This window comes from Mesorhizobium sp. LSHC412B00, from assembly GCF_000503035.1.
GTDB lineage: Bacteria > Pseudomonadota > Alphaproteobacteria > Rhizobiales > Rhizobiaceae > Mesorhizobium.
Map to the genome: position 1 here is coordinate 29,274 of NZ_AYWB01000022.1, position 17,803 is coordinate 47,076.

Annotated in this window: 18 protein-coding genes; 11 read left to right on the forward strand and 7 right to left on the reverse strand. The window is 63.3% G+C overall.

Going from position 1 to position 17,803, the window contains the following annotated elements; genetic code table 11:
• The first annotated feature begins 64 nt into the window (after positions 1–64).
• The 3 genes from groES to X757_RS1000000168690 all read left to right on the forward strand — a co-directional run bounded on the left by groES (position 65) and on the right by X757_RS1000000168690 (position 2,420).
• Positions 65–427 (forward strand): co-chaperone GroES, encoded by a 363-nt coding sequence (gene groES / locus X757_RS0135020; protein ID WP_023727642.1) that lies wholly within the window; start codon positions 65–67, stop codon positions 425–427.
• 64 nt (positions 428–491) lie between these two features.
• Complete coding sequence (groL, locus tag X757_RS138980; protein WP_023687238.1) at positions 492–2,120, forward strand: chaperonin GroEL; 1,629 nt, start codon at positions 492–494, stop codon at positions 2,118–2,120.
• 135 nt (positions 2,121–2,255) lie between these two features.
• Positions 2,256–2,420 carry a hypothetical protein gene (locus X757_RS1000000168690; RefSeq protein WP_023687237.1) on the forward strand — a complete coding sequence of 55 codons (165 nt, stop codon included), beginning with the start codon at positions 2,256–2,258 and terminating at the stop codon, positions 2,418–2,420.
• Between the two features lie 12 nt (positions 2,421–2,432).
• On the opposite strand, the gene X757_RS138975 is transcribed toward X757_RS1000000168690, so the two are convergent.
• Complete coding sequence (locus tag X757_RS138975) at positions 2,433–3,986, reverse strand: trimethylamine methyltransferase family protein (RefSeq protein WP_023727643.1); 1,554 nt, start codon at positions 3,984–3,986, stop codon at positions 2,433–2,435.
• Complete coding sequence (locus X757_RS1000000169185) at positions 3,968–4,273, reverse strand: glycine cleavage T C-terminal barrel domain-containing protein (protein WP_023727644.1); 306 nt, start codon at positions 4,271–4,273, stop codon at positions 3,968–3,970. The genes X757_RS138975 and X757_RS1000000169185 overlap by 19 nt, the downstream gene beginning before the upstream one ends.
• A 127-nt stretch (positions 4,274–4,400) precedes the next feature.
• On the opposite strand from X757_RS1000000169185, the gene X757_RS138965 reads away from it, so the two are divergent.
• The 4 genes from X757_RS138965 to X757_RS138950 all read left to right on the forward strand — a co-directional run bounded on the left by X757_RS138965 (position 4,401) and on the right by X757_RS138950 (position 9,166).
• Entirely contained in the window at positions 4,401–6,560 is a 2,160-nt protein-coding gene (locus X757_RS138965; protein ID WP_023687235.1) for a transglycosylase domain-containing protein, read from the forward strand.
• 73 nt (positions 6,561–6,633) lie between these two features.
• Positions 6,634–7,218 carry a DUF1214 domain-containing protein gene (locus X757_RS138960; RefSeq protein WP_023670163.1) on the forward strand — a complete coding sequence of 195 codons (585 nt, stop codon included), beginning with the start codon at positions 6,634–6,636 and terminating at the stop codon, positions 7,216–7,218.
• Positions 7,211–7,759 carry a DUF1254 domain-containing protein gene (locus X757_RS138955; protein WP_023735535.1) on the forward strand — a complete coding sequence of 183 codons (549 nt, stop codon included), beginning with the start codon at positions 7,211–7,213 and terminating at the stop codon, positions 7,757–7,759. The genes X757_RS138960 and X757_RS138955 overlap by 8 nt, the downstream gene beginning before the upstream one ends.
• A 396-nt stretch (positions 7,760–8,155) precedes the next feature.
• Positions 8,156–9,166, forward strand: coding sequence for a DUF2336 domain-containing protein (locus X757_RS138950; RefSeq protein WP_023708427.1), 1,011 nt, complete (start codon positions 8,156–8,158; stop codon positions 9,164–9,166).
• Here X757_RS138950 and X757_RS138945 read toward each other — a convergent pair.
• From X757_RS138945 to X757_RS138935, 3 genes are all read right to left on the reverse strand, one after another.
• Positions 9,153–9,500 (reverse strand): DUF1491 family protein, encoded by a 348-nt coding sequence (locus tag X757_RS138945; protein WP_023698568.1) that lies wholly within the window; start codon positions 9,498–9,500, stop codon positions 9,153–9,155. The two genes, X757_RS138950 and X757_RS138945, sit on opposite strands and share 14 nt — an antisense overlap.
• 73 nt (positions 9,501–9,573) lie before the next feature.
• Positions 9,574–10,362: a peptidoglycan-binding protein gene (locus tag X757_RS138940; RefSeq protein WP_023727647.1), complete on the reverse strand. Its 789-nt coding sequence runs from the start codon at positions 10,360–10,362 to the stop codon at positions 9,574–9,576.
• The gene (locus X757_RS138935) at positions 10,337–12,082 is read right to left on the reverse strand and encodes a HAMP domain-containing sensor histidine kinase (RefSeq protein WP_023727648.1); all 1,746 of its coding nucleotides are present in this window, start codon (positions 12,080–12,082) and stop codon (positions 10,337–10,339) included. Before X757_RS138935 ends, X757_RS138940 begins: the two co-directional genes overlap by 26 nt.
• A 532-nt stretch (positions 12,083–12,614) precedes the next feature.
• Between X757_RS138935 and X757_RS138930 the strand changes: the two genes are divergently transcribed.
• The gene (locus X757_RS138930) at positions 12,615–12,983 is read left to right on the forward strand and encodes a DUF5330 domain-containing protein (RefSeq protein WP_023684546.1); all 369 of its coding nucleotides are present in this window, start codon (positions 12,615–12,617) and stop codon (positions 12,981–12,983) included.
• A 116-nt stretch (positions 12,984–13,099) separates the two neighbouring features.
• Complete coding sequence (locus X757_RS138925; RefSeq protein ID WP_023673679.1) at positions 13,100–13,528, forward strand: SufE family protein; 429 nt, start codon at positions 13,100–13,102, stop codon at positions 13,526–13,528.
• A gap of 126 nt (positions 13,529–13,654) precedes the next feature.
• Here X757_RS138925 and X757_RS138920 read toward each other — a convergent pair whose 3' ends face one another.
• Both X757_RS138920 and X757_RS138915 read right to left on the reverse strand, forming a co-directional pair.
• A complete protein-coding gene (locus X757_RS138920; RefSeq protein WP_023727649.1) occupies positions 13,655–14,080 on the reverse strand; it encodes a MucR family transcriptional regulator in 426 nt (141 codons plus the stop codon).
• A 412-nt stretch (positions 14,081–14,492) separates the two neighbouring features.
• Positions 14,493–14,867: an SH3 domain-containing protein gene (locus X757_RS138915; protein ID WP_023702200.1), complete on the reverse strand. Its 375-nt coding sequence runs from the start codon at positions 14,865–14,867 to the stop codon at positions 14,493–14,495.
• 114 nt (positions 14,868–14,981) lie between these two features.
• Between X757_RS138915 and X757_RS138910 the strand changes: the two genes are divergently transcribed.
• Both X757_RS138910 and X757_RS138905 read left to right on the forward strand, forming a co-directional pair.
• The gene (locus tag X757_RS138910; RefSeq protein WP_023727651.1) at positions 14,982–17,129 is read left to right on the forward strand and encodes a S9 family peptidase; all 2,148 of its coding nucleotides are present in this window, start codon (positions 14,982–14,984) and stop codon (positions 17,127–17,129) included.
• A complete protein-coding gene (locus X757_RS138905; RefSeq protein ID WP_023687228.1) occupies positions 17,126–17,752 on the forward strand; it encodes a LysE family translocator in 627 nt (208 codons plus the stop codon). Before X757_RS138910 ends, X757_RS138905 begins: the two co-directional genes overlap by 4 nt.
• Positions 17,753–17,803: the final 51 nt, after the last annotated feature.

Genomic DNA, 17,803 nt, shown 5'->3' on the forward strand with positions numbered 1-17,803 from the left:
TCGAGTGCCAACACACCTATAAGAACGGCGCGGTCGCCTATGCCGGCCCCAGAAAGAAGTTCTCATGAAGTTTCGGCCACTCCACGACCGCGTCGTCATCCGGCGCGCCGAAGGCGATGTCAAATCCAAGGGCGGCATCATCATTCCCGACAATGCCAAGGAAAAGCCGCAGGAAGGCGAAGTCATCGCCGTTGGGCCGGGCGCACGCGACGAAAACGGCGCGCTTGTTCCGCTCGACGTCAAGGCCGGCGACTTCATCCTGTTCGGCAAATGGTCGGGCACCGAGGTCAAGATCGACGGCGAGGACCTGCTGATCATGAAGGAAGCCGACATTATGGGCGTCATCGGCAAGAGCGAGACGGCCGCTATCGGCAAGAGCGGGACGGTCGTCACCGAGAAGAGCGTCAAAGCCAAGAAGGCTGCCTGACCGGCCTGGCTTTGCCAGGCTCCGGCGAGCCGCTTGCTTCACCACACCAACGGGATTGAAAAAAATGTCTGCCAAGGAAATCAAATTCGCCACCGACGCGCGCGACCGCATGCTGCGCGGCGTCGAGATCCTCACCAATGCGGTGAAGGTCACGCTCGGCCCCAAGGGCCGCAACGTCATCATCGACAAGGCCTATGGCGCGCCGCGCATCACCAAGGACGGTGTGACGGTGGCCAAGGAAATCGAGCTTGCTGACAAGTTCGAGAACATGGGCGCGCAGATGGTGCGCGAAGTGGCTTCGAAGACCAACGACCTCGCCGGTGACGGCACCACCACCGCCACGGTGCTGGCCGCATCGATCCTGCGCGAAGGCGCCAAGCTGGTTGCCGCGGGCATGAACCCGATGGACCTCAAGCGTGGCATCGACCAGGCTGTCGCCGCCGTGGTCAAGGACATCAAGGCGAAGGCCAAGAAGGTCAAGTCGTCGGCCGAGATCGCGCAGGTCGGCACCATCGCCGCCAATGGCGATGCCAGCGTCGGCGCCATGATCGCCAAGGCGATGGACAAGGTCGGCAATGACGGCGTCATCACCGTCGAGGAGGCCAAGACCGCCGACACCGAACTCGACGTCGTCGAAGGCATGCAGTTCGACCGCGGCTATCTCTCACCCTATTTCGTCACCAATGCCGACAAGATGCGCGTCGAACTGGAAGAGCCTTACGTGCTCATCCACGAGAAGAAGCTCGGCAATCTGCAGGCGATGCTGCCGATCCTCGAAGCAGTGGTGCAGAGCGGCAGGCCGTTGCTGATCATCTCGGAAGACGTCGAAGGCGAAGCACTGGCGACGCTGGTCGTCAACAAGCTGCGCGGCGGCCTCAAGGTCGCGGCCGTCAAGGCGCCGGGCTTCGGCGATCGCCGCAAGGCGATGCTGGAAGACATCGCCGTGCTGACATCGGGCCAGATGATTTCCGAGGATCTCGGCATCAAGCTCGAAAACGTCACCATCGAGATGCTTGGCCGCGCCAAGCGCGTACTGATCGAGAAGGACACCACCACGATCATCGACGGCGCCGGCACCAAGGCGACCATCCAGGCGCGCATCGCGCAGATCAAGGGCCAGATCGAGGAGACCACGTCCGACTACGACAAGGAGAAGCTGCAGGAGCGGCTGGCCAAGCTCGCCGGCGGCGTCGCCGTGATCCGCGTCGGCGGCGTCACCGAGTCTGAAGTGAAGGAAAAGAAGGACCGCATCGACGACGCGCTGAATGCGACGCGCGCGGCGGTGGAAGAAGGCATCGTGCCCGGCGGTGGCGTGGCGCTTCTGCGCGCAAGATCGGCTCTGGCCGGCCTGACCGGCGCCAATGACGATGTGACCGCCGGCATTTCGATCGTGCTCAGGGCGCTGGAAGCGCCGATCCGCCAGATCGCCGAGAATTCCGGCGTCGAAGGCTCGATCGTCGTCGGCAAGCTGTCCGACAGCAAGGACCAGAATCAGGGCTTTGACGCCCAGAACGAGGTCTATGTCGACATGATCAAGGCCGGCATCGTCGACCCGGCGAAAGTGGTGCGCACCGCGTTGCAGGACGCCGGCTCGATCGCCGCCCTTCTGATCACCGCCGAAGCGATGATCACCGACGTTCCGGCCAAGGATGCGGCGCCTGCGGGCGGCGGTGGCGGCATGGGCGGCTACTGACCATCGCCCGAAAATTGCCCGCTGGGAATCTGGGCGGGCATAAATCAAAACAGGCTGCCGGGGACATTTCCCCGGCGAGCCAGGAATTTCCGTCAGTCAGTCAAGACCAGTCATCAACGACAGGGAGATCGACAGATGATCACATTCGCCCCGAAGCCAAACGCTGTATCCGCGACCAAGCCGGCGGAGGAGAGCCGCTTCGATCGCATCCGCCGGATTGCCGCCGACAAGCACAGGCAGGCCGATGCCGGGCCGATTCGCCGCGAGCCGTCGAAGACCGGCGACAAGCGGCCGACGTGACGGCTGCCAACCTCACGACACCGGCAACGCTCCGCCCTCTTCGGTGCGGCGGGCAATGTACTCGTCGAGCACATCGGATGTGGCAACGGCCGACGCCGGCGGCTGGAAGTCGGCCAGCGTCCGCTTCCAGATGCCGGTGGCGCGCTCGGTGGCCGACTTCGAACCGGACTGCGTCCAGCTGCCGAAATTCGACCAATCGGCGACCAGCGGCTCGTAGAAGGCGGTGCGGTAGCGCGTCATGGTGTGGCCGGCGGAGAAGAAATGCCCGCCCGGCTGGACTTCAGCGATCGCCTCGAAGCCGATCGAATCCTCGTCGCCGGGGGTCGTAGCGCAGAGTTCGGCAACCGTCTGCAATGCCTCGATATCGGTGATCAGCTTCTCGTAGGAGACGCTGAGGCCACCCTCCAGCCAGCCCGCGGCATGGATGCAGACGGTGGCGCCGGCAAGCACCGAGCCCCACAGCGCGAACTGCGTCTCGTGCGCCGCCTGCACATCGGAAATGTTGGCCGCACTGCCGCCGCCGGACCGCCAAGGCAGGCCGGTGAAGCGCGCCAGCTGGCCGGCGCCCAGCGTCGCCTTGACGTGCTCGGGCGTGCCGAAGGCCGGTGCGCCGGACTTCATGTCGACATTGGAGGAGAAGGATCCGTAGACCACCGGTGCGCCCGGCCGCACCATCTGCGCCAGCGCGAGACCAGCCAGCGCCTCGGCATGCTGCAGCGTCAATGCGCCGGCGACGGTGATCGGCGCCATGGCGCCGGCCAGGCAGAAGGGCGTGATGACAGAGACCTGGCCGGCCCTGGCGAAGTCGATGATGCCTTGCGCCATCGGGATATCGAGCTGGCGCGGCGAATTGGTGTTGATCACGGTGTAGCAATGGACGCCGGCCAGGAACTCGTCCTGCGAGAGCCCGCGCGCCAGCCTGATCATCTCGAACCCATCCTCGACCTGCGGCGTGCCGCGGGCGAAGACGAAGGGGAACTTGTCCGACAGGGTCAGCTGCGCACGGTTGACGGCATAGTGGCGCAAATGGTTGTCGACATCCTGCGGCTCGATCCAGGGGCCGAGCATATGCAGCACGTCGAAATTCTGAACAAGCTTGGTCAGTTCTTCGAAAGCGGCGAGCGTGCCCGGACGCCGTCCGCGTTCGAGATCGGTGACGTTGGGCGCCCCGGCTCCGGCCAGGAACGTCATCGAGCCGAGCTCCAGCATGAGATCGCGGCTACGGTTGCCCGCCAGCGCCCGGATGGATTTCGGCGCCGAGGCCAGTGCCGCAGTGACAATATCGCGGCCGATGCGCACCATCTGGCTGTCCTCGTCGACCAGCGCACCGGCTTTGGCGTAGATCGCCCGTGCCTCCGGCAGCAGCACCTTGATGCCGAGCTCTTCCAGCACGCGCAACGCCGTGTCGTGGATGGCCGCGACCTGGTCGTCCGAAAACACCGGCTGCGGCAGGAACGGGTTCTTGAGCGAGCGATAGTTCGGGTGGCGGCTTGACCCGCTGCCGGCCTCACCGGTGTGCCCGCGCCGGCGCTCGCGCCTGGTCTCCCTTATAATGTCATCGACCATGGCCAAAACTCCTCATTGCCGCATCGCCTGCCCTCGGGGTCGTATGGCGAGGCCGGAATAATTCGCGCCGGCCGCTCGACGCCGACAATGTGCACCCAAAGCGCGGTCCCCTCCCCGGCGAATTCGTCGCCCAGCAACGTCAGCGCGACGCTTTTGCCTATTGTGTAGCCATAGCCGGCTGAGGCGACGAAGCCGACGCGCCGGCCCTTGTGCCAGACTGGCTCGAAGCCACTGGCGTCGGCATCGACGGCGTCGACCTCCAGCGTCACGATCCGGGCGGCGCTCAACAAACCGTGCGGTGTGGCCTGGCTGCCCTTGTGAGCCGGGCTGAAATGGAAGAATAGTCTTCGCCGGGTATGCCCGCCCTGAAATTGCCCGCTTGCGGTTCTCAGGTGGGTGGGGTGAGTTTCGGGAATGGCCAGTCCTTTAGAACGACGTCCAAGACGAAGAGGTCCGATCGCCGCCGCACTGCTGGCGGTGGACGCGTGGATCGATTCCTCGCTCTACGAAATCGGCTTCAAGGCCGGCCAGTTCTGGGAATCGGCGACCATTTTTTCGCGGCGCTTCCGAGTCACCGGCTGGCGACGCGGCATCATCGAGGTGCTGAGCGAAGGTTTTACGATGGGCGCCGGCGGCGTCGTCGTGCTGCTCGCACTCGCGATGCCGGCCTTCCAGATCACCACCGGCGACTGGCGCAGTCAGGGCGATTTCGCCGTCACCTTCCTCGACCGCTACGGCAACGAGATTGGCCAGCGCGGCATCATCCAGCGCGATTCCGTGCCTGTCGACGAGATGCCGGACCATGTCATCAAAGCAGTGCTGGCGACCGAGGACCGGCGCTTCTTCGAGCACTACGGCATCGACGTGCTCGGCCTGTCGCGCGCCATCTTCGAGAATGTGCGGGCCAATTCCGTCGTCCAGGGCGGCTCCAGCATCACCCAGCAGCTGGCCAAGAACCTGTTCCTGTCGAATGAGCGGACCTTCCAACGCAAGATCAAGGAAGCCTTCCTGTCGCTGTGGCTGGAGGCCAATCTGTCGAAGAAGGAGATCCTGCAGCTTTATCTCGACCGCGCCTATATGGGCGGCGGCACGTTCGGCATCGAGGCGGCGGCGGATTTCTATTTCGGCAAGAGCGTCAAGGATCTGAACCTCGCCGAGGCGGCGATGCTGGCCGGCCTGTTCAAGGCGCCGACCAAATACGCCCCGCACATCAACCTGCCCGCTGCCCGCGCTCGCGCCAATGTGGTGCTGTCGAACCTCGTCGATTCCGGTTTCATGACCGAAGGCCAGGTGCTGCAGGCAAGGCTGCATCCAGCCGAGATCGTCGACCGCGGCGAGCAGAAGAGCCCGGATTATTACCTCGACTGGGCCTTCGATGAGGTCAAGAAAATCGCCAAGCCCGGCCAGCATTCGCTGGTCGCCCACACCACTTTCGACGCCAACATCCAGAAAGCGGCGGAGGAATCCGTCGAATTCCATCTCCGCCAGTTCGGCAAGGAATACAACGTCACCGAGGGCGCCGTTGTAGTGATCGAGACCAATGGCGCGGTACGCGCCATTGTCGGCGGCCGCGACTATGGCGCAAGCCAGTTCAACCGCGCCACCAAGGCGCTGCGCCAGACCGGCTCCTCGTTCAAACCTTACGTCTACGCCACCGCCATGGAGCACGGGTTCACCCCGGACTCCGTCGTCTCAGGCGGGCCGATCAGCTGGGGCGGCTGGTCACCGCACAATTACAATGGCGGCTCGGCCGGCAATGTGACGCTGATCACGGCGATCGCCAAATCGATCAACACCGTGCCGGTACGGCTGGCCAAGGACTATCTCGGCATCGGCCCGATCAAGGCGATGGCCGAATCATTCGGCGTGGAATCGCCGCTGGAGTCGCACAAGACCATGGTGCTCGGCACATCGGGCATGACGGTCATGGACCAGGCGACGGGCTACAGCGTGTTCGCGCAGAACGGCTTCGCCGGCTCGCGGCACGGCATCACCCAGCTCGTCACCCGCACCGGCGATGTCGTCTACGACTTTGCCAAGGATGCGCCGGCGCCGCATCGGGTTCTGTCGGAACAGGCTTTGAAATACATGAACACCATGCTGGCTGCGGTGCCGGCGATCGGCACCGCGCGGCGCGCGCAGCTGCCCAACATCGTCGTCGCTGGCAAGACGGGGACGACGCAATCCTACCGCGACGCCTGGTTCGTCGGCTTCACCGGCAATTACACGGCTGCCGTCTGGCTCGGCAATGACGACTTCACCCCGACCCGCAACATGACCGGCGGCACGCTGCCGGCGATGGTGTGGCAGCGGCTGATGGTCTACGCGCACCAGAATATCGACCTGAAGCCGATCCCCGGCCTAGACAAGCCCTTCGTCGACGAAGAGATCGCGGCCAAAGCCGAGGAAGCGGAGAAGAAAAACGCCGATCAGGCAGCCGCCGATGCCGCGGCCGAGCGCCCGGCGGTGTTGTCCAGCCGCACGACACAGACGCTGCGCGAGATGACCAAGGTGTTCCAGACAGCGCCCGTGCTCGGCTCGCCGCAGACACCGGAGACCCTGTCGGCGCTTTGATTCCACAGCGCTGCTTGCTCTGTGGCCTGCCCCGCTATATCCCCGAACGATAATTCTCTCGTCCCGGTTCTTCATGCTCAAGACCGCCTTTTTCACGCTGCTTTCGCTTGCCATAGCCATCGGCCTCGGCGGCGGCAGCGTCTGGTATGCGCTGCAGGCGCAGAGCGGCGTCGGCGCGATCAGCATCGGCCAATGGACCGCCTTCCCCGAGATCGGCACGCAAGATGCCGACCCCTATTCGAAGGCGCGCGTGGCGCGCGAGGGCGTGCTGGCGCTCGGCAAGGCGGAAGGCTTGTCCTTCATCGCCGAACGCGATGCGGCCGGCGATGAGCTTCAGCGGCAATGCGACTACAGGATCGAAGGCAGTTTCCCGACCGCCCGGTTCTGGACGCTCTATGCCGCGGATCAATCGCTCGGCGTGGTCGACACCGGCAAGCCGAGGCTGGCGGCGCTGCAATCCTACCAGGTGCTGCGTCAACCCGACAATTCGGTGATCATCGCCGTCGGCAACCGTCCGGCCCCCGGCAACTGGCTTCTGACCGAAGGTTTTGGCCGGATGTATTTCGTGCTCACCTTCTACGACACGCCGATTGCCTCAAGCACCGGCCTTTCCGACGTGTCGCTGCCCCGGATCGTCAAGGCTGGCTGCAATGCGTAGGTTGCTGCACGCCATCCTGCTCGGCCTGCTCGGCGCCGGCATCGTCCACATCGTGGTGCTTTTGCTGGTGCCGGAATTTACCGAGCGCGATGCCTGGTCACGGCTGGCGATGGCGTCCGACCTCTACAAGATGACCAGGCTGGATGCCGAGGCGGGCGGCGCGCCGGTGGTGAAGTCGGTGGATCCGCTGTTTTACGCCGCCGCCTGCCGCTTCGACCTTGCCGAAGGCGTGGTGCGGATCAAGGCGCCGGGCAGCGTGCCGTTCTGGTCGGTGTCGGTCTATGACCGCAACGGCCACAATTTCTATTCATTCAACGACCGCACGGCGACCGGCAACAAGCTGGACACCGTGGTGCTGACGCCGGCACAGATGATCGACGTGCGCAGGGAGCTTCCCGAAGACCTGCAAGGGGCGATCTTCGTCGAGGCGCCGATCGAGGAAGGCATCTTCGTCATCCGCGCCTTCGTGCCTGACGACAGCTGGAAGCCGGTTGTGTCGCAGTTCCTGGACCAGAGCTCCTGCGAACTGCAGGACTACTGACCTCACCCCGACGACCAGCAAATTCAGTGGTGCGGAACAGGCGTCCGTGGTGTGCCCGGCTGGTCCGCCGGTCGCGCCTGGCCCGCCAATGGCGGATGCTCGTAGCGGACGCCGGGAAAAATGATCACCGCCGCCGGCGTACCGGTGTCCTGAACTGCTCGATTGACTGGTGCCGATCGCGGCACGAAAGACAGTACCATGCCCATGGTTCGCGTATTCCTCTCGGTTGCCCCGGAGCACAACGCAACGCCTCCAAATGTGATTAAGGCCGGCAGAGGGTTAACGGAGCGCTAACGGATCGCGGCTAATTTGATGTTTGTTCCAGGCCTTGCGCGAAACCGACACAGTTGCGGTTGAGCATGGTCCGGGTTGTGTCGAGTGTCGGGCGTATCTTCCGTGTCAGCTTCGGATTTCAGGCAAATCGCCATACGGACGGAATCGGGAAAAGCCGAAAGGCTGTTTCGCGCCGCCGTGTCGGCGTTCTGCTCGCTGACCCGCCCGTCGCGCCGCGAGATCGCCCAGCTCGAGGATCTGACGCTGCCGCTGTTCGACAGCGTGCCGGTCGAATCGCGCCGCTATGTCGCCGCCGCCCTGTCCGAATGCGAATATGCGCCGGCCGCCCTGGTGCGGCGGCTTTGCGAGGAGCCGGTCGATGTCTGCGCGCCCTTGCTCGTCCGTTCGCGGGCGCTGGGCGACATCGACCTGATCGCGTTGATCGGCCGCCACGGCCTGCCGCATGCGCGCGCCATTGCCCGCCGCAAGGATTTGAACCCGACCATCGCGCAGTTGATCAAGGCGCTGGAAAAGCCGACCCTGGTGCGCGTGCGGCAGCCCGAGCCGATCGCCGACGTGGCGGGCGCCGACGCCGAAGCCGCTGCCGCCGCTCCCAGCGCACCAAAACTGCCCGGCAGCGCCGCCGAAACCGCCAGGCGCCGCCTGCGCTCGATGATGCTCGCCGAGGGCGAGGCGACATCGGTCAATCCCTTCGTCGGCTCAGCAACTTACAGCAAGCTGCGCGAGACGGCGCTGACCGGCAACGCCGCCTTCTTCCAGACCGCGCTTGCCGACGCGCTCGATATCGACTTCTCGACGGCGCGGTCGCTGACCGAGCATTCGAGCTATGTCTCGCTGCTCGCCGCGCTGCGGGCGCTCGACCTCAGTGAGGACAGGGCATTCCTGATCGTGGTCGCGGTTTACCCCCGGGAGTTTCCGCACCCGCAGGCGATCCGCATCTTCCTCGACCGCTACCGGCTGCTGCACCACGAGGCGGCGCTCGACAAGGTGCGCGGCTGGAAGGCCGAAACATTGTCGCGAGCGGTGCGCGGCAACACCCCTGTCGCCGCGAATGGCGACCAAGCGCCGGACGTCGACAAAGCCAGCCTAGGGGCCAGCCTCAAGGCGTCTTGACGGAGAGAAGCTCCTCGACGGAAACCGTTCCGGCCTCGATCTCGACCACCCAGATGTCGGGATCGAATTTTTTCTCCCGCTCAAGCCTGGCGTCAAGCGCGGCGGCATCGTCGCCGGCGCCGAGCAGCGTGAAAAAGCGATCATCCGGTTTGTCCGAATCGTAGCTCGTCTGCGGCGCCGGGCCGAACAGGGAGACGTCGCCCAGCCTGCCGCGGGAGAGCACGAAGACAGCGCCGGCCTCGGTCGCGCCGCGCTTGACGACGGCCGCAAAGCCGCCGGCGCCGAAAACACGGCGCAGCAGGGCCGACACCCAAAACTCGGTGGTTACGCGCATGACGAGGCTCCGGAGGACATGCGCGGCGTCTTAGCCGGATTTTCGGCTATCCGCGAGCGGTCGTCTTGACCACTCAATTGGTCAGGCCGATCTCGCGCATCTTGACGTAGACGACCTCGTCGGGCTCGCCCGTTTCCGGCAGGCCGAACAGCGACTGGAATTCCTTGATCGCCGCCTTGGTGCGGGCGCCGACGACGCCGTCGAGTTGCATGTCGTCATTGCCGAATGCCTTCAGGCCGGCCTGGATCTTGACGATGCGGGCATCGGGCGCCTGGGCGGATACCGGCGCGGAAACCGGGATGGGCGCAGGCGCGGCCTCGGGCGCGGCAACTCGAGCGGCGGCCATATCCACGGGCCGCGGCAGCGGATGCGGGATGCCAGCCGTGGTCTGCTTGGCGCCGAGCTGGTCGAGCAGCACGGCGTCGATCTCACCGGAGGCCGGCAGGCCAACTTTCTGCTGGTAGGCCTGGATCGCCTTTTGGGTATTCGGCCCGGAAATGCCGTCGACCGTTCCCGTGTAGAAATCGAGATCCTTCAGGATGCCCTGGACCTGCTCGACGGTCGGGTCGCTTTTGACCGGTGCCGGGCCGGGCCGCAGGATGTTGATGGTGGTTTCGGGTTCGTCCGCGCCGGGGTGCGGAAAACCCTCGATGCTGCGGGTGGCGAAGAAGGCGCCGGCATGCGGAAACGGCTGGTACCACAGCGCGTTGGCGGAAACGTAGAACAGCGTCACCAGGAAGGCGGTCGACCCGCCGACCAGGACCGGATTGCGCGAGATCGCGCCGCCGAGCGCAATCGCGCCGGCCTCGAACGCGCCGCTGCGGCGCTTGACCGCCTTAGGCTGTTTTGCGGAGCGAGCCATTCCTGTCCCCTTTCGCGTCGCCTTTCGTCCTGGTCGCAGGCATCGGCAGCACGCCGTTCCTGTCGGTCGCGCTCCTCTTCGGCCCGTTCACCGGCAGGCTGATCGTGACCGTCGTCCCCTCGCCCGGCATGCTTTCGATCGACATCGTGCCGTCGTGCAGCGCCACCAGGCCCTTGACCAGCGACAGGCCGAGCCCGGTGCCCTCGAAGCGGCGCGTATAGTCGTTCTGGATCTGCATGAACGGCTTGCCGAGATTGACAAAATCTTCCTCGGCGATGCCGATGCCGGTGTCCCTGACCCAGAAATGCAGCCGCGAGCCGATCCGCTTGGCGCCGACGACGACATTGCCGCCATCGGGCGTGAACTTGACCGCATTGGAGACGAGGTTGATCAGGATCTGCTGCACGGCACGACGGTCGGCATTGATCTCCCCGGCGTCCGGCGCAATCTGCGCCTGGAGACCGATGTTCTTGGCATTCGCCTGCAGCTGCATCATCGACTGGCACATCTCGACCGCTTCGATGAATCGGAACGGTTCGGGCTCGGTCGCGTAGGCGCCGGCCTCGATCCTCGAGACATCAAGGATGGAGGTGACGACGGCAAGCAGATGCTGGCCCGACTCCTTCACCAGGCTGACATACTCCTTCTGGCGCGGGTCCTTGAAGCCGCCGAACATCTCATGCAGCAGCATGTCGGAAAAACCGATGATGGCGTTGAGCGGCGTCCGAAGCTCATGGCTGACGACCGCCAGGAAGCGGCCCTTTGCCACCTCGGCCGACGCTGCGGCCTCATTGGCGGCAGCAAGCTCGTCGCGCAATTCGGCAGTCTCGTCGTTCTCGCGCAGCAGCAGAGTGAAGGTCTCCTGCTGCTCTTCGGCGCGCATCAGTTCGAGCTGAAATGGCCGGTAATTGTCGGCCGTCGAGGCGCTGCCGTCCTGCGGCAGCCTAACCCGAAGATCGAGCCGGCGCGCCAGGGCGCCATCGCGCATGTCGGCAAGCGCGCTGAGATAAGCAACGCGATCGGACAGGTGGATGCGGTCGAACATGCCGGCGCCGAAAAGCAGTTCCGGCGGCAGCTTCAGGATGGTGCGCGCCTTGGCCGAGGCATCCAGGACCTCGCCATGCCGGGCGACATGCAGGACAACGGCGTCGATCATATCTTCAAGGCGGTCGTTTGGAAGGAGCGCGGGCTGCGCGCGTGCGGCATCGCCGAGGGCTGCGAGCCGGGGAACCAGCGTCAGGCCCCAGGCGAGCGGCAGCAGCCAGTGCCACGCCGCGACTTGCGCCCCTCCGAGCGGGACGACAGAGCCGACAAAGGGCTGCAGCAGCATTGCGGCCAAGGTTGAGAGGCCGCCCCAAAGTGCCGCGCGCTTTGAACCGCCGATCCACCAGGCCTCGAATGGCAGTGCCAGGGCCAGCAGCGCAACCGGCGACGCCAGGCCGCCTGCTGCCGCGACGGCGCCGGCAAGGGCAAGACCGCCGGCGGCAAGGGCAACCTGGGCTGCCAGCGTCATCTTGCCCGACGCCGCCACCAGCAAGGCGGCGAACCAGCAAAGACCGAAGGCGGCGAAAATGGTTGCGATGGTGACGGCGGCGCCCATGCCCGAGGTGACCAGTGTCACCGCCGCACCGGCGGCGAAGAACGGAGCGGCAAGCATGATGCCGATGAACCGGCGCTGGCGCAGGCGATCGCCCTGGCCGATGATGGCCGGATGGACCATGCGTTCGCAACCGGCCGCCAGCGCGCCAGGCAGTTCAATATATCTGGCAGTTGTCAAACTCAACGCACTCGCACCCGGTCGTGACTGCCCCTGCTTTGCAGGTCGCTTTTGCTTGTTTGAAACTCGCATCCAGCGTTTAAGGAATGAATAAGGCTGACCGGAACAACGAGCGCGCTGCGGCAAAAATTGGAGCGCCGGCACCGGAATGCACCGCCATTTGTAGCCATAGTAAACGGAGCGTTATGTGCAAAGGGCGTGCCCGTGGCTGCGAAACCCTGAGCCGGCATGCCTGCTCTTCTGAAGATATCCATGCGCAACAATCGCTTAGATGGTTACTGCAAGGTTAAGAAAATTGCCGGCATTTGAGGCTAATGCACTGCAAAACGCCTCGCTTCGAATTTGCCTGAAATTTGAGGAAAATTTTCGCTGAGCAAGAAAGCCGTCCTTTGCGCCTCATGTGCCATTGTCGCTGATATAAAGAGGTCATTGCGCATGGACGCATGATCCGGTCATTGGACGAGAGGGCAGATCGATGGGCTTTTTGATAAGAATGGCGTTCTGGTTTTCGCTGGTGTTGCTGGCGCTGCCGCTGACCGTCGGCCCCGACGAGGATGGCCGCGAAAGCGTCGGGCCGTTCCAGGCGCTTTTTGCGGCGCGCGAAGCGGTCGGCGACATCGCCGGCATTTGCGAGCGTAAGCCGGACGTCTGCGAAACCGGCAAGTCGGCGATGCATACGATCAGCGCCCGGGCCAAGGAAACCGCCAAGATCGCCGCCGCCATGCTGGACGACAAGAGCGCCGAGACCTCGCCCGATACATCGCTGGCCACCGGCAGCGTCGCCAAGGACATCGTGCTGCCGGCGACAGTCAACATACCTGCCAAGCTGGTGGCGAAGAACTAAACACCGTTTCAGCTGTATCTACAGCGACACCGCAGGCCGGTCGGACCTCTCGATGCCTGCGGTGCTTTTCTTCTTTTTCCGTGACGCCGCAGCCGCGGATGACTATATCCTGAGCAATGGCCACGACGATCCAGACGATCCGCGACGACTTCTCCCTGCTCGACGAGTGGGAAGACCGCTATCGCTATGTGATCGAGCTCGGCGAAGCGCTGCCGCCATTTCCCGACGCCGAACGCAACGCCGCCAACAAGGTGCCGGGCTGCGTCAGCCAGGTCTGGCTGACCACGAGCCGAGCGCCGGGCGCCGATCCGGTCATCACCTTCACAGGCGATTCAGACGCTCATATCGTGCGCGGTCTGGTCGCCATCATGCTGGCGCTGTTTTCGGGACGGACTGCCAGCCAGATCCTTGAAACGGACGCAGAGGCGACGCTGAGGTCGCTTGGCCTCGACGAACATCTGTCGCCGCAGCGGGCCAATGGCCTGCGCTCGATGGTCAAGCGCGTCAAGCGGGACGCCGAGATGGCTCTCAAGCAGACTGCTTGATTGCTCTATCTTCTCTTCTTTCGACGCAATTCCAAGGGAAAGCGCTCGGCAGTTTTCCTGGAATTGTTCTAGGAACAAAAACGGCGCCGTAAGGGGCGCCGTTGATCTTGTCCATTGGAGCCGGTGTTACCGCCCCTTGCGCTTGCGGCCGAGGCCCATCTTCTTGGCCAGCTGCGAACGGGCAGCGGCATAGTTGGGGGCAACCATCGGATAGCTGGCGTCGAGATTCCACTTCTCGCGGTATTCATCGGGCGTCAGACCGTAATGGGTCATCAGGTGGCGCTTCAGCGACTTGAACTTCTTGCCATCTTCAAGGCAGACGATGTAATCGTCATGAACAGAGCGCTTCGGGTTTACCGCAGGCTTCTGCTTGTCGGCCAGAGGCTGTTCGCTTGCTCCGCCCACGCGCCCGAGAGCGGCATGGACATCAGCGATAAGGTTCGGCAATTCGCCGACCGGCACGGGATTGTTGCTGACATAGGCTGCCACCACATCGGCGGTCAGCTCGATCAGCGCATCGCTATTTCTGGAAGGTGTTTCGACGATATCCATGGTTTAGGCCCCAACGAAGGATGTTTCTGTTTGCGCCCTTTTTGGAAGATCGGGCATGGCGCGAATTTCACGCGGAAAGAGCTTCATGGATTCGCGTCCGGGCATCTTAATGAGCCCACAGACAAAGTAAGTCAATTCGCATCTTGCGCTATATTCAACGATATTCATCGAATAGTCGCTCTTCAGCTTCAATCTTTCGTGCACTCTGTAACTTCGCGATATTTTCTGGTCGGACCAGGACTAGCATGACGTAAGGTCACACCACCGCTAAATCAGCAAGGACTCATAAAGTGGGCAGCGATGCTTGGTCTATGCTTCGAGGTTTGGGCGGCTGATTGTCGGATTCGTACCAAACCGCAAGTTGCAAAGCGTTGGCGAAACACGCCGAAGAAGATCTTCGGTCTGACCGGATTCAATACGGCGTGAGGTATTTTCCATAGACCCAGCCACTAACAAAACCACCATTTTGCGCCGGGTCGTGCCAAACTTGACACCATTGATAGCGAATTGCCTGTTTCTGTTTCCAGTGCGGCTGGCCGGCGATCTCCAGAAGATTCAAGCCGCCGGTGCACTTGCCGGTCATCTGCAGGATCGTCCCGTTGGGATAGGCGGCCTGCTTCTGCGAGGTGCCGGACGGATATTTGCGAACGTTGAGCGTGTCGCCGAACGGCACGCCAGCCACTTGCCAAGCGGCGAACGCGGTTGCATGAGACTGGCCGGTGAAAGCCAGAACGGTCGAAGCGACGACGGCGAGAGCCGCAGCGGTGTTGATATGGAAATTCATCATCCTCTCCTTTTGGCTCATCTCCCGAGCCCGCCGCAACCAATACATCCCGGCCCTTGAACCCGCGCTGATCGGCGTGTTCATTTGCCATTCAAGTAATTTCTTCAGTGAGACGCAATGACCAAGACCTCAGCTTTTCCGACCGCCAGCCCGCCGAGCCCCGAGAAACACCCCGTCTTCGACACGCACCACGGCATTACCCGCACAGATGACTATGCCTGGCTGAGGGCCGAGAACTGGCAGGCGATGTTCAGGGACCCTTCCCTGCTTGAGGGCCGCATCCGCGCCCATCTCGAAGCCGAAAACGCCTATCAAGCAGTGCTTATGGCCGATACGCTAGAGCTTCGGAAGCAGCTGTTCGGCGAGATGAAGGGGCGCATCAAGGAAGATGATTCGACGGTGCCGATGAAGGATGGCCCCTATGCTTACGGCTCATCCTTCAAGCTTGGCGGCGAACAGCCCCGCTATTTCCGCATGCCGCGCGATGGCGGCGATGAGCAGATCCTGCTCGATGGCGACGCGGAAGCCGAGGGCAAGCCCTATTTCCGCCTCGGCGGCGTCGACCATTCGGCCGATCACCGCAAGCTGTTGTGGGCGTTCGACGACAAGGGCTCTGAATTCTTCACACTTCGCGTGCGCGATCTCACCAGCGGCAAGGAACTGAGCGACCAGATCGAGGCCACCAGTGGTGGCGGCGTCTGGAATGCCGCCGATGACGGCTTCTTCTACACAAGGCTCGACGACAATCATCGCCCGTCCAAGGTGCTGTTCCACGCGCTCGGCGGCAGCCCCCTTAATGACCGGCTGATTTATGAGGAAACCGATCCCGGCTTCTTCATGGATGTCGGCGGCACGCGCTCCAACGAATGGATCATGATCGGGATCAACGATCACGAAACCTCGGAATATCACCTGATGCGCGCCGATGAGCCTTTCGCCGAGCCAAAGCTGGTGGCAAAGCGCGAGACTGGCCTGCAATATGATCTGGAAGAAGGCGGCGACATCTTCTTCGTCCTCACCAATGCCGACGGCGCCAAGGACTTCAAGATCATGACGGCGCCGGCTAATGACCCGGTTCGCGCCAATTGGGAAGAGCTGGTGGCGCACGAGCCAGGCCGGCTGATCCTGTCGGTGGTCGGCTTCAGGGATCATATGGTCAGGCTCGAGCGCAAGGAAGGGCTGCCGCGCATCGTCGTTCGCGATCGCCGCAGCGGCGAGGAGCATCTGATCTCGTTCGACGAAGAGGCGTTCTCGCTCGGCCTGTCGGGGTCCTATGAATACGACACCGAGATCATGCGCTTCACCTATTCGTCGATGACGACCCCGGCGCAGGTCTTCGACTACAATATGCGCAGCCGCGAGCGTGTGCTGCTGAAGACCCAGGAAGTGCCGTCCGGTCACAATCCGGATCATTATGTCACGCGCCGGCTGATGGCGCCGGCCGCCGATGGCGAACTGGTGCCGGTCTCGCTGCTGCACCACCGCGACACGCCGCTCGATGGCTCCGCACCGTGCCTGCTTTACGGCTACGGCTCTTACGGCATTGCCATTCCGGCGGCGTTCAACACCAACTGGTTCTCGCTGGTCGACCGTGGCTTTGTCTTTGCCATCGCCCATGTCCGCGGCGGCAAGGACAAGGGCTATGGCTGGTATGACGACGGCAAGCGGGCGCACAAGATGAACACGTTCACCGATTTCATCGCCGTCGCGCAGCATCTCGTCGCCGAGCGTTACACCCAACACGACCGCATCGTCGCGCAAGGCGGCTCGGCCGGCGGCATGTTGATGGGTGCGATCGCCAACATGGCGCCGCATAGTTTCGGCGCCATCGTTGCCGAGGTTCCCTTTGTCGACGTGCTGACCACGATGCTCGACGCAAGCTTGCCGCTGACGCCGCCGGAGTGGCCGGAATGGGGCAACCCGATCGCGTCGGCGGAAGATTACCAAACGATCGCCGCCTACTCACCCTATGACAATGTCGCCGATCACGACTACCCGCCGATACTGGCGCTGGCCGGCCTCACCGATCCGCGCGTCACCTATTGGGAGCCGGCCAAATGGGTGGCGCGGCTGCGCGAGCGCAAGAGCGGCGACAATCCGGTGCTGTTCAAGATCAACATGGATTCCGGCCATGCCGGCGCCTCCGGCCGCTTTTCAAGGCTGGAGGAGATCGCCTATACCTACTCCTTCGCGCTCAAGGTTACGGCCAAGCCCGAACCCGAGGTTACGGGCAAGGCTGAGAATGCAACGGAGGCGTCGCAATGATCGATCTATCCACCTTGACGGCTTACATAGCGGTTGTGCTTGGCTTTGTGTTTATTCCAGGCCCAGCCACGCTTTTGACGGTCGCGCGAGCGACGAGTTCCGGAACCAGGGTTGGCGTCGCGACGGGCGCGGGCGTCGCGGCTGGCGATGTGTTCCATACCATCATGGCGATGGTCGGCATTTCGGCGATCATCGCCACTTCGGCAACGCTGTTCAGCGTCGTAAAATACATCGGCGCGGCGTATCTCGTTTACCTCGGCATTCGCGCAATCATCGAGAAAATACCGGCCGATCCTACTGCCGGTGCACTCGCGATCTCCGCCAGCAAGGCGTTTCGTCAAGCTGTCCTGACCGAAGTGCTTAATCCAAAGACGGCGCTTTTCTTCCTTGCCTTCCTGCCCCAGTTCGTGCGGCCTGAAAACGGATCGGTGATGCTCCAGCTGATGACGCTGGGCATAATCTTTGTTCTGCTCGGCCTTTTCAGCACAGTCGTCTTTGCCGTGAGTGCGGGCCGGCTCGGCACGTTCCTGCGCCGCAATCCGTCGGTGGTGAAATGGCAAGGCAAGGTGGTTGGCGGCATCTACTGCGCGTTAGGCGTTCGTCTGGCCTTGCAGCAGCGCTGATGTCGAAGCGAAAAGCGCGCCCGTCGAGGCGCGCCGGTCGTCACTTTTTGA

Excerpts from the sequence above, each read along its gene's own strand:
- X757_RS138915 (WP_023702200.1), bottom strand. The coding sequence starts at position 14,867 with ATGATGAATTTCCATATCAACACCGCTGCGGCTCTCGCCGTCGTCGCT.
- X757_RS138910 (WP_023727651.1), top strand. The coding sequence starts at position 14,982 with ATGACCAAGACCTCAGCTTTTCCGACCGCCAGCCCGCCGAGCCCCGAG.
- X757_RS138905 (WP_023687228.1), top strand. The coding sequence starts at position 17,126 with ATGATCGATCTATCCACCTTGACGGCTTACATAGCGGTTGTGCTTGGC.
- X757_RS138975 (WP_023727643.1), bottom strand. The coding sequence starts at position 3,986 with ATGGTCGATGACATTATAAGGGAGACCAGGCGCGAGCGCCGGCGCGGG.
- X757_RS138930 (WP_023684546.1), top strand. The coding sequence starts at position 12,615 with ATGGGCTTTTTGATAAGAATGGCGTTCTGGTTTTCGCTGGTGTTGCTG.
- X757_RS138920 (WP_023727649.1), bottom strand. The coding sequence starts at position 14,080 with ATGGATATCGTCGAAACACCTTCCAGAAATAGCGATGCGCTGATCGAG.
- X757_RS138935 (WP_023727648.1), bottom strand. The coding sequence starts at position 12,082 with ATGGTCCATCCGGCCATCATCGGCCAGGGCGATCGCCTGCGCCAGCGC.
- X757_RS138960 (WP_023670163.1), top strand. The coding sequence starts at position 6,634 with ATGCTCAAGACCGCCTTTTTCACGCTGCTTTCGCTTGCCATAGCCATC.
- X757_RS138965 (WP_023687235.1), top strand. The coding sequence starts at position 4,401 with ATGGCCAGTCCTTTAGAACGACGTCCAAGACGAAGAGGTCCGATCGCC.
- X757_RS138925 (WP_023673679.1), top strand. The coding sequence starts at position 13,100 with ATGGCCACGACGATCCAGACGATCCGCGACGACTTCTCCCTGCTCGAC.
- X757_RS1000000168690 (WP_023687237.1), top strand. The coding sequence starts at position 2,256 with ATGATCACATTCGCCCCGAAGCCAAACGCTGTATCCGCGACCAAGCCG.
- X757_RS138940 (WP_023727647.1), bottom strand. The coding sequence starts at position 10,362 with ATGGCTCGCTCCGCAAAACAGCCTAAGGCGGTCAAGCGCCGCAGCGGC.
- groES (WP_023727642.1), top strand. The coding sequence starts at position 65 with ATGAAGTTTCGGCCACTCCACGACCGCGTCGTCATCCGGCGCGCCGAA.
- groL (WP_023687238.1), top strand. The coding sequence starts at position 492 with ATGTCTGCCAAGGAAATCAAATTCGCCACCGACGCGCGCGACCGCATG.
- X757_RS138955 (WP_023735535.1), top strand. The coding sequence starts at position 7,211 with ATGCGTAGGTTGCTGCACGCCATCCTGCTCGGCCTGCTCGGCGCCGGC.
- X757_RS138945 (WP_023698568.1), bottom strand. The coding sequence starts at position 9,500 with ATGCGCGTAACCACCGAGTTTTGGGTGTCGGCCCTGCTGCGCCGTGTT.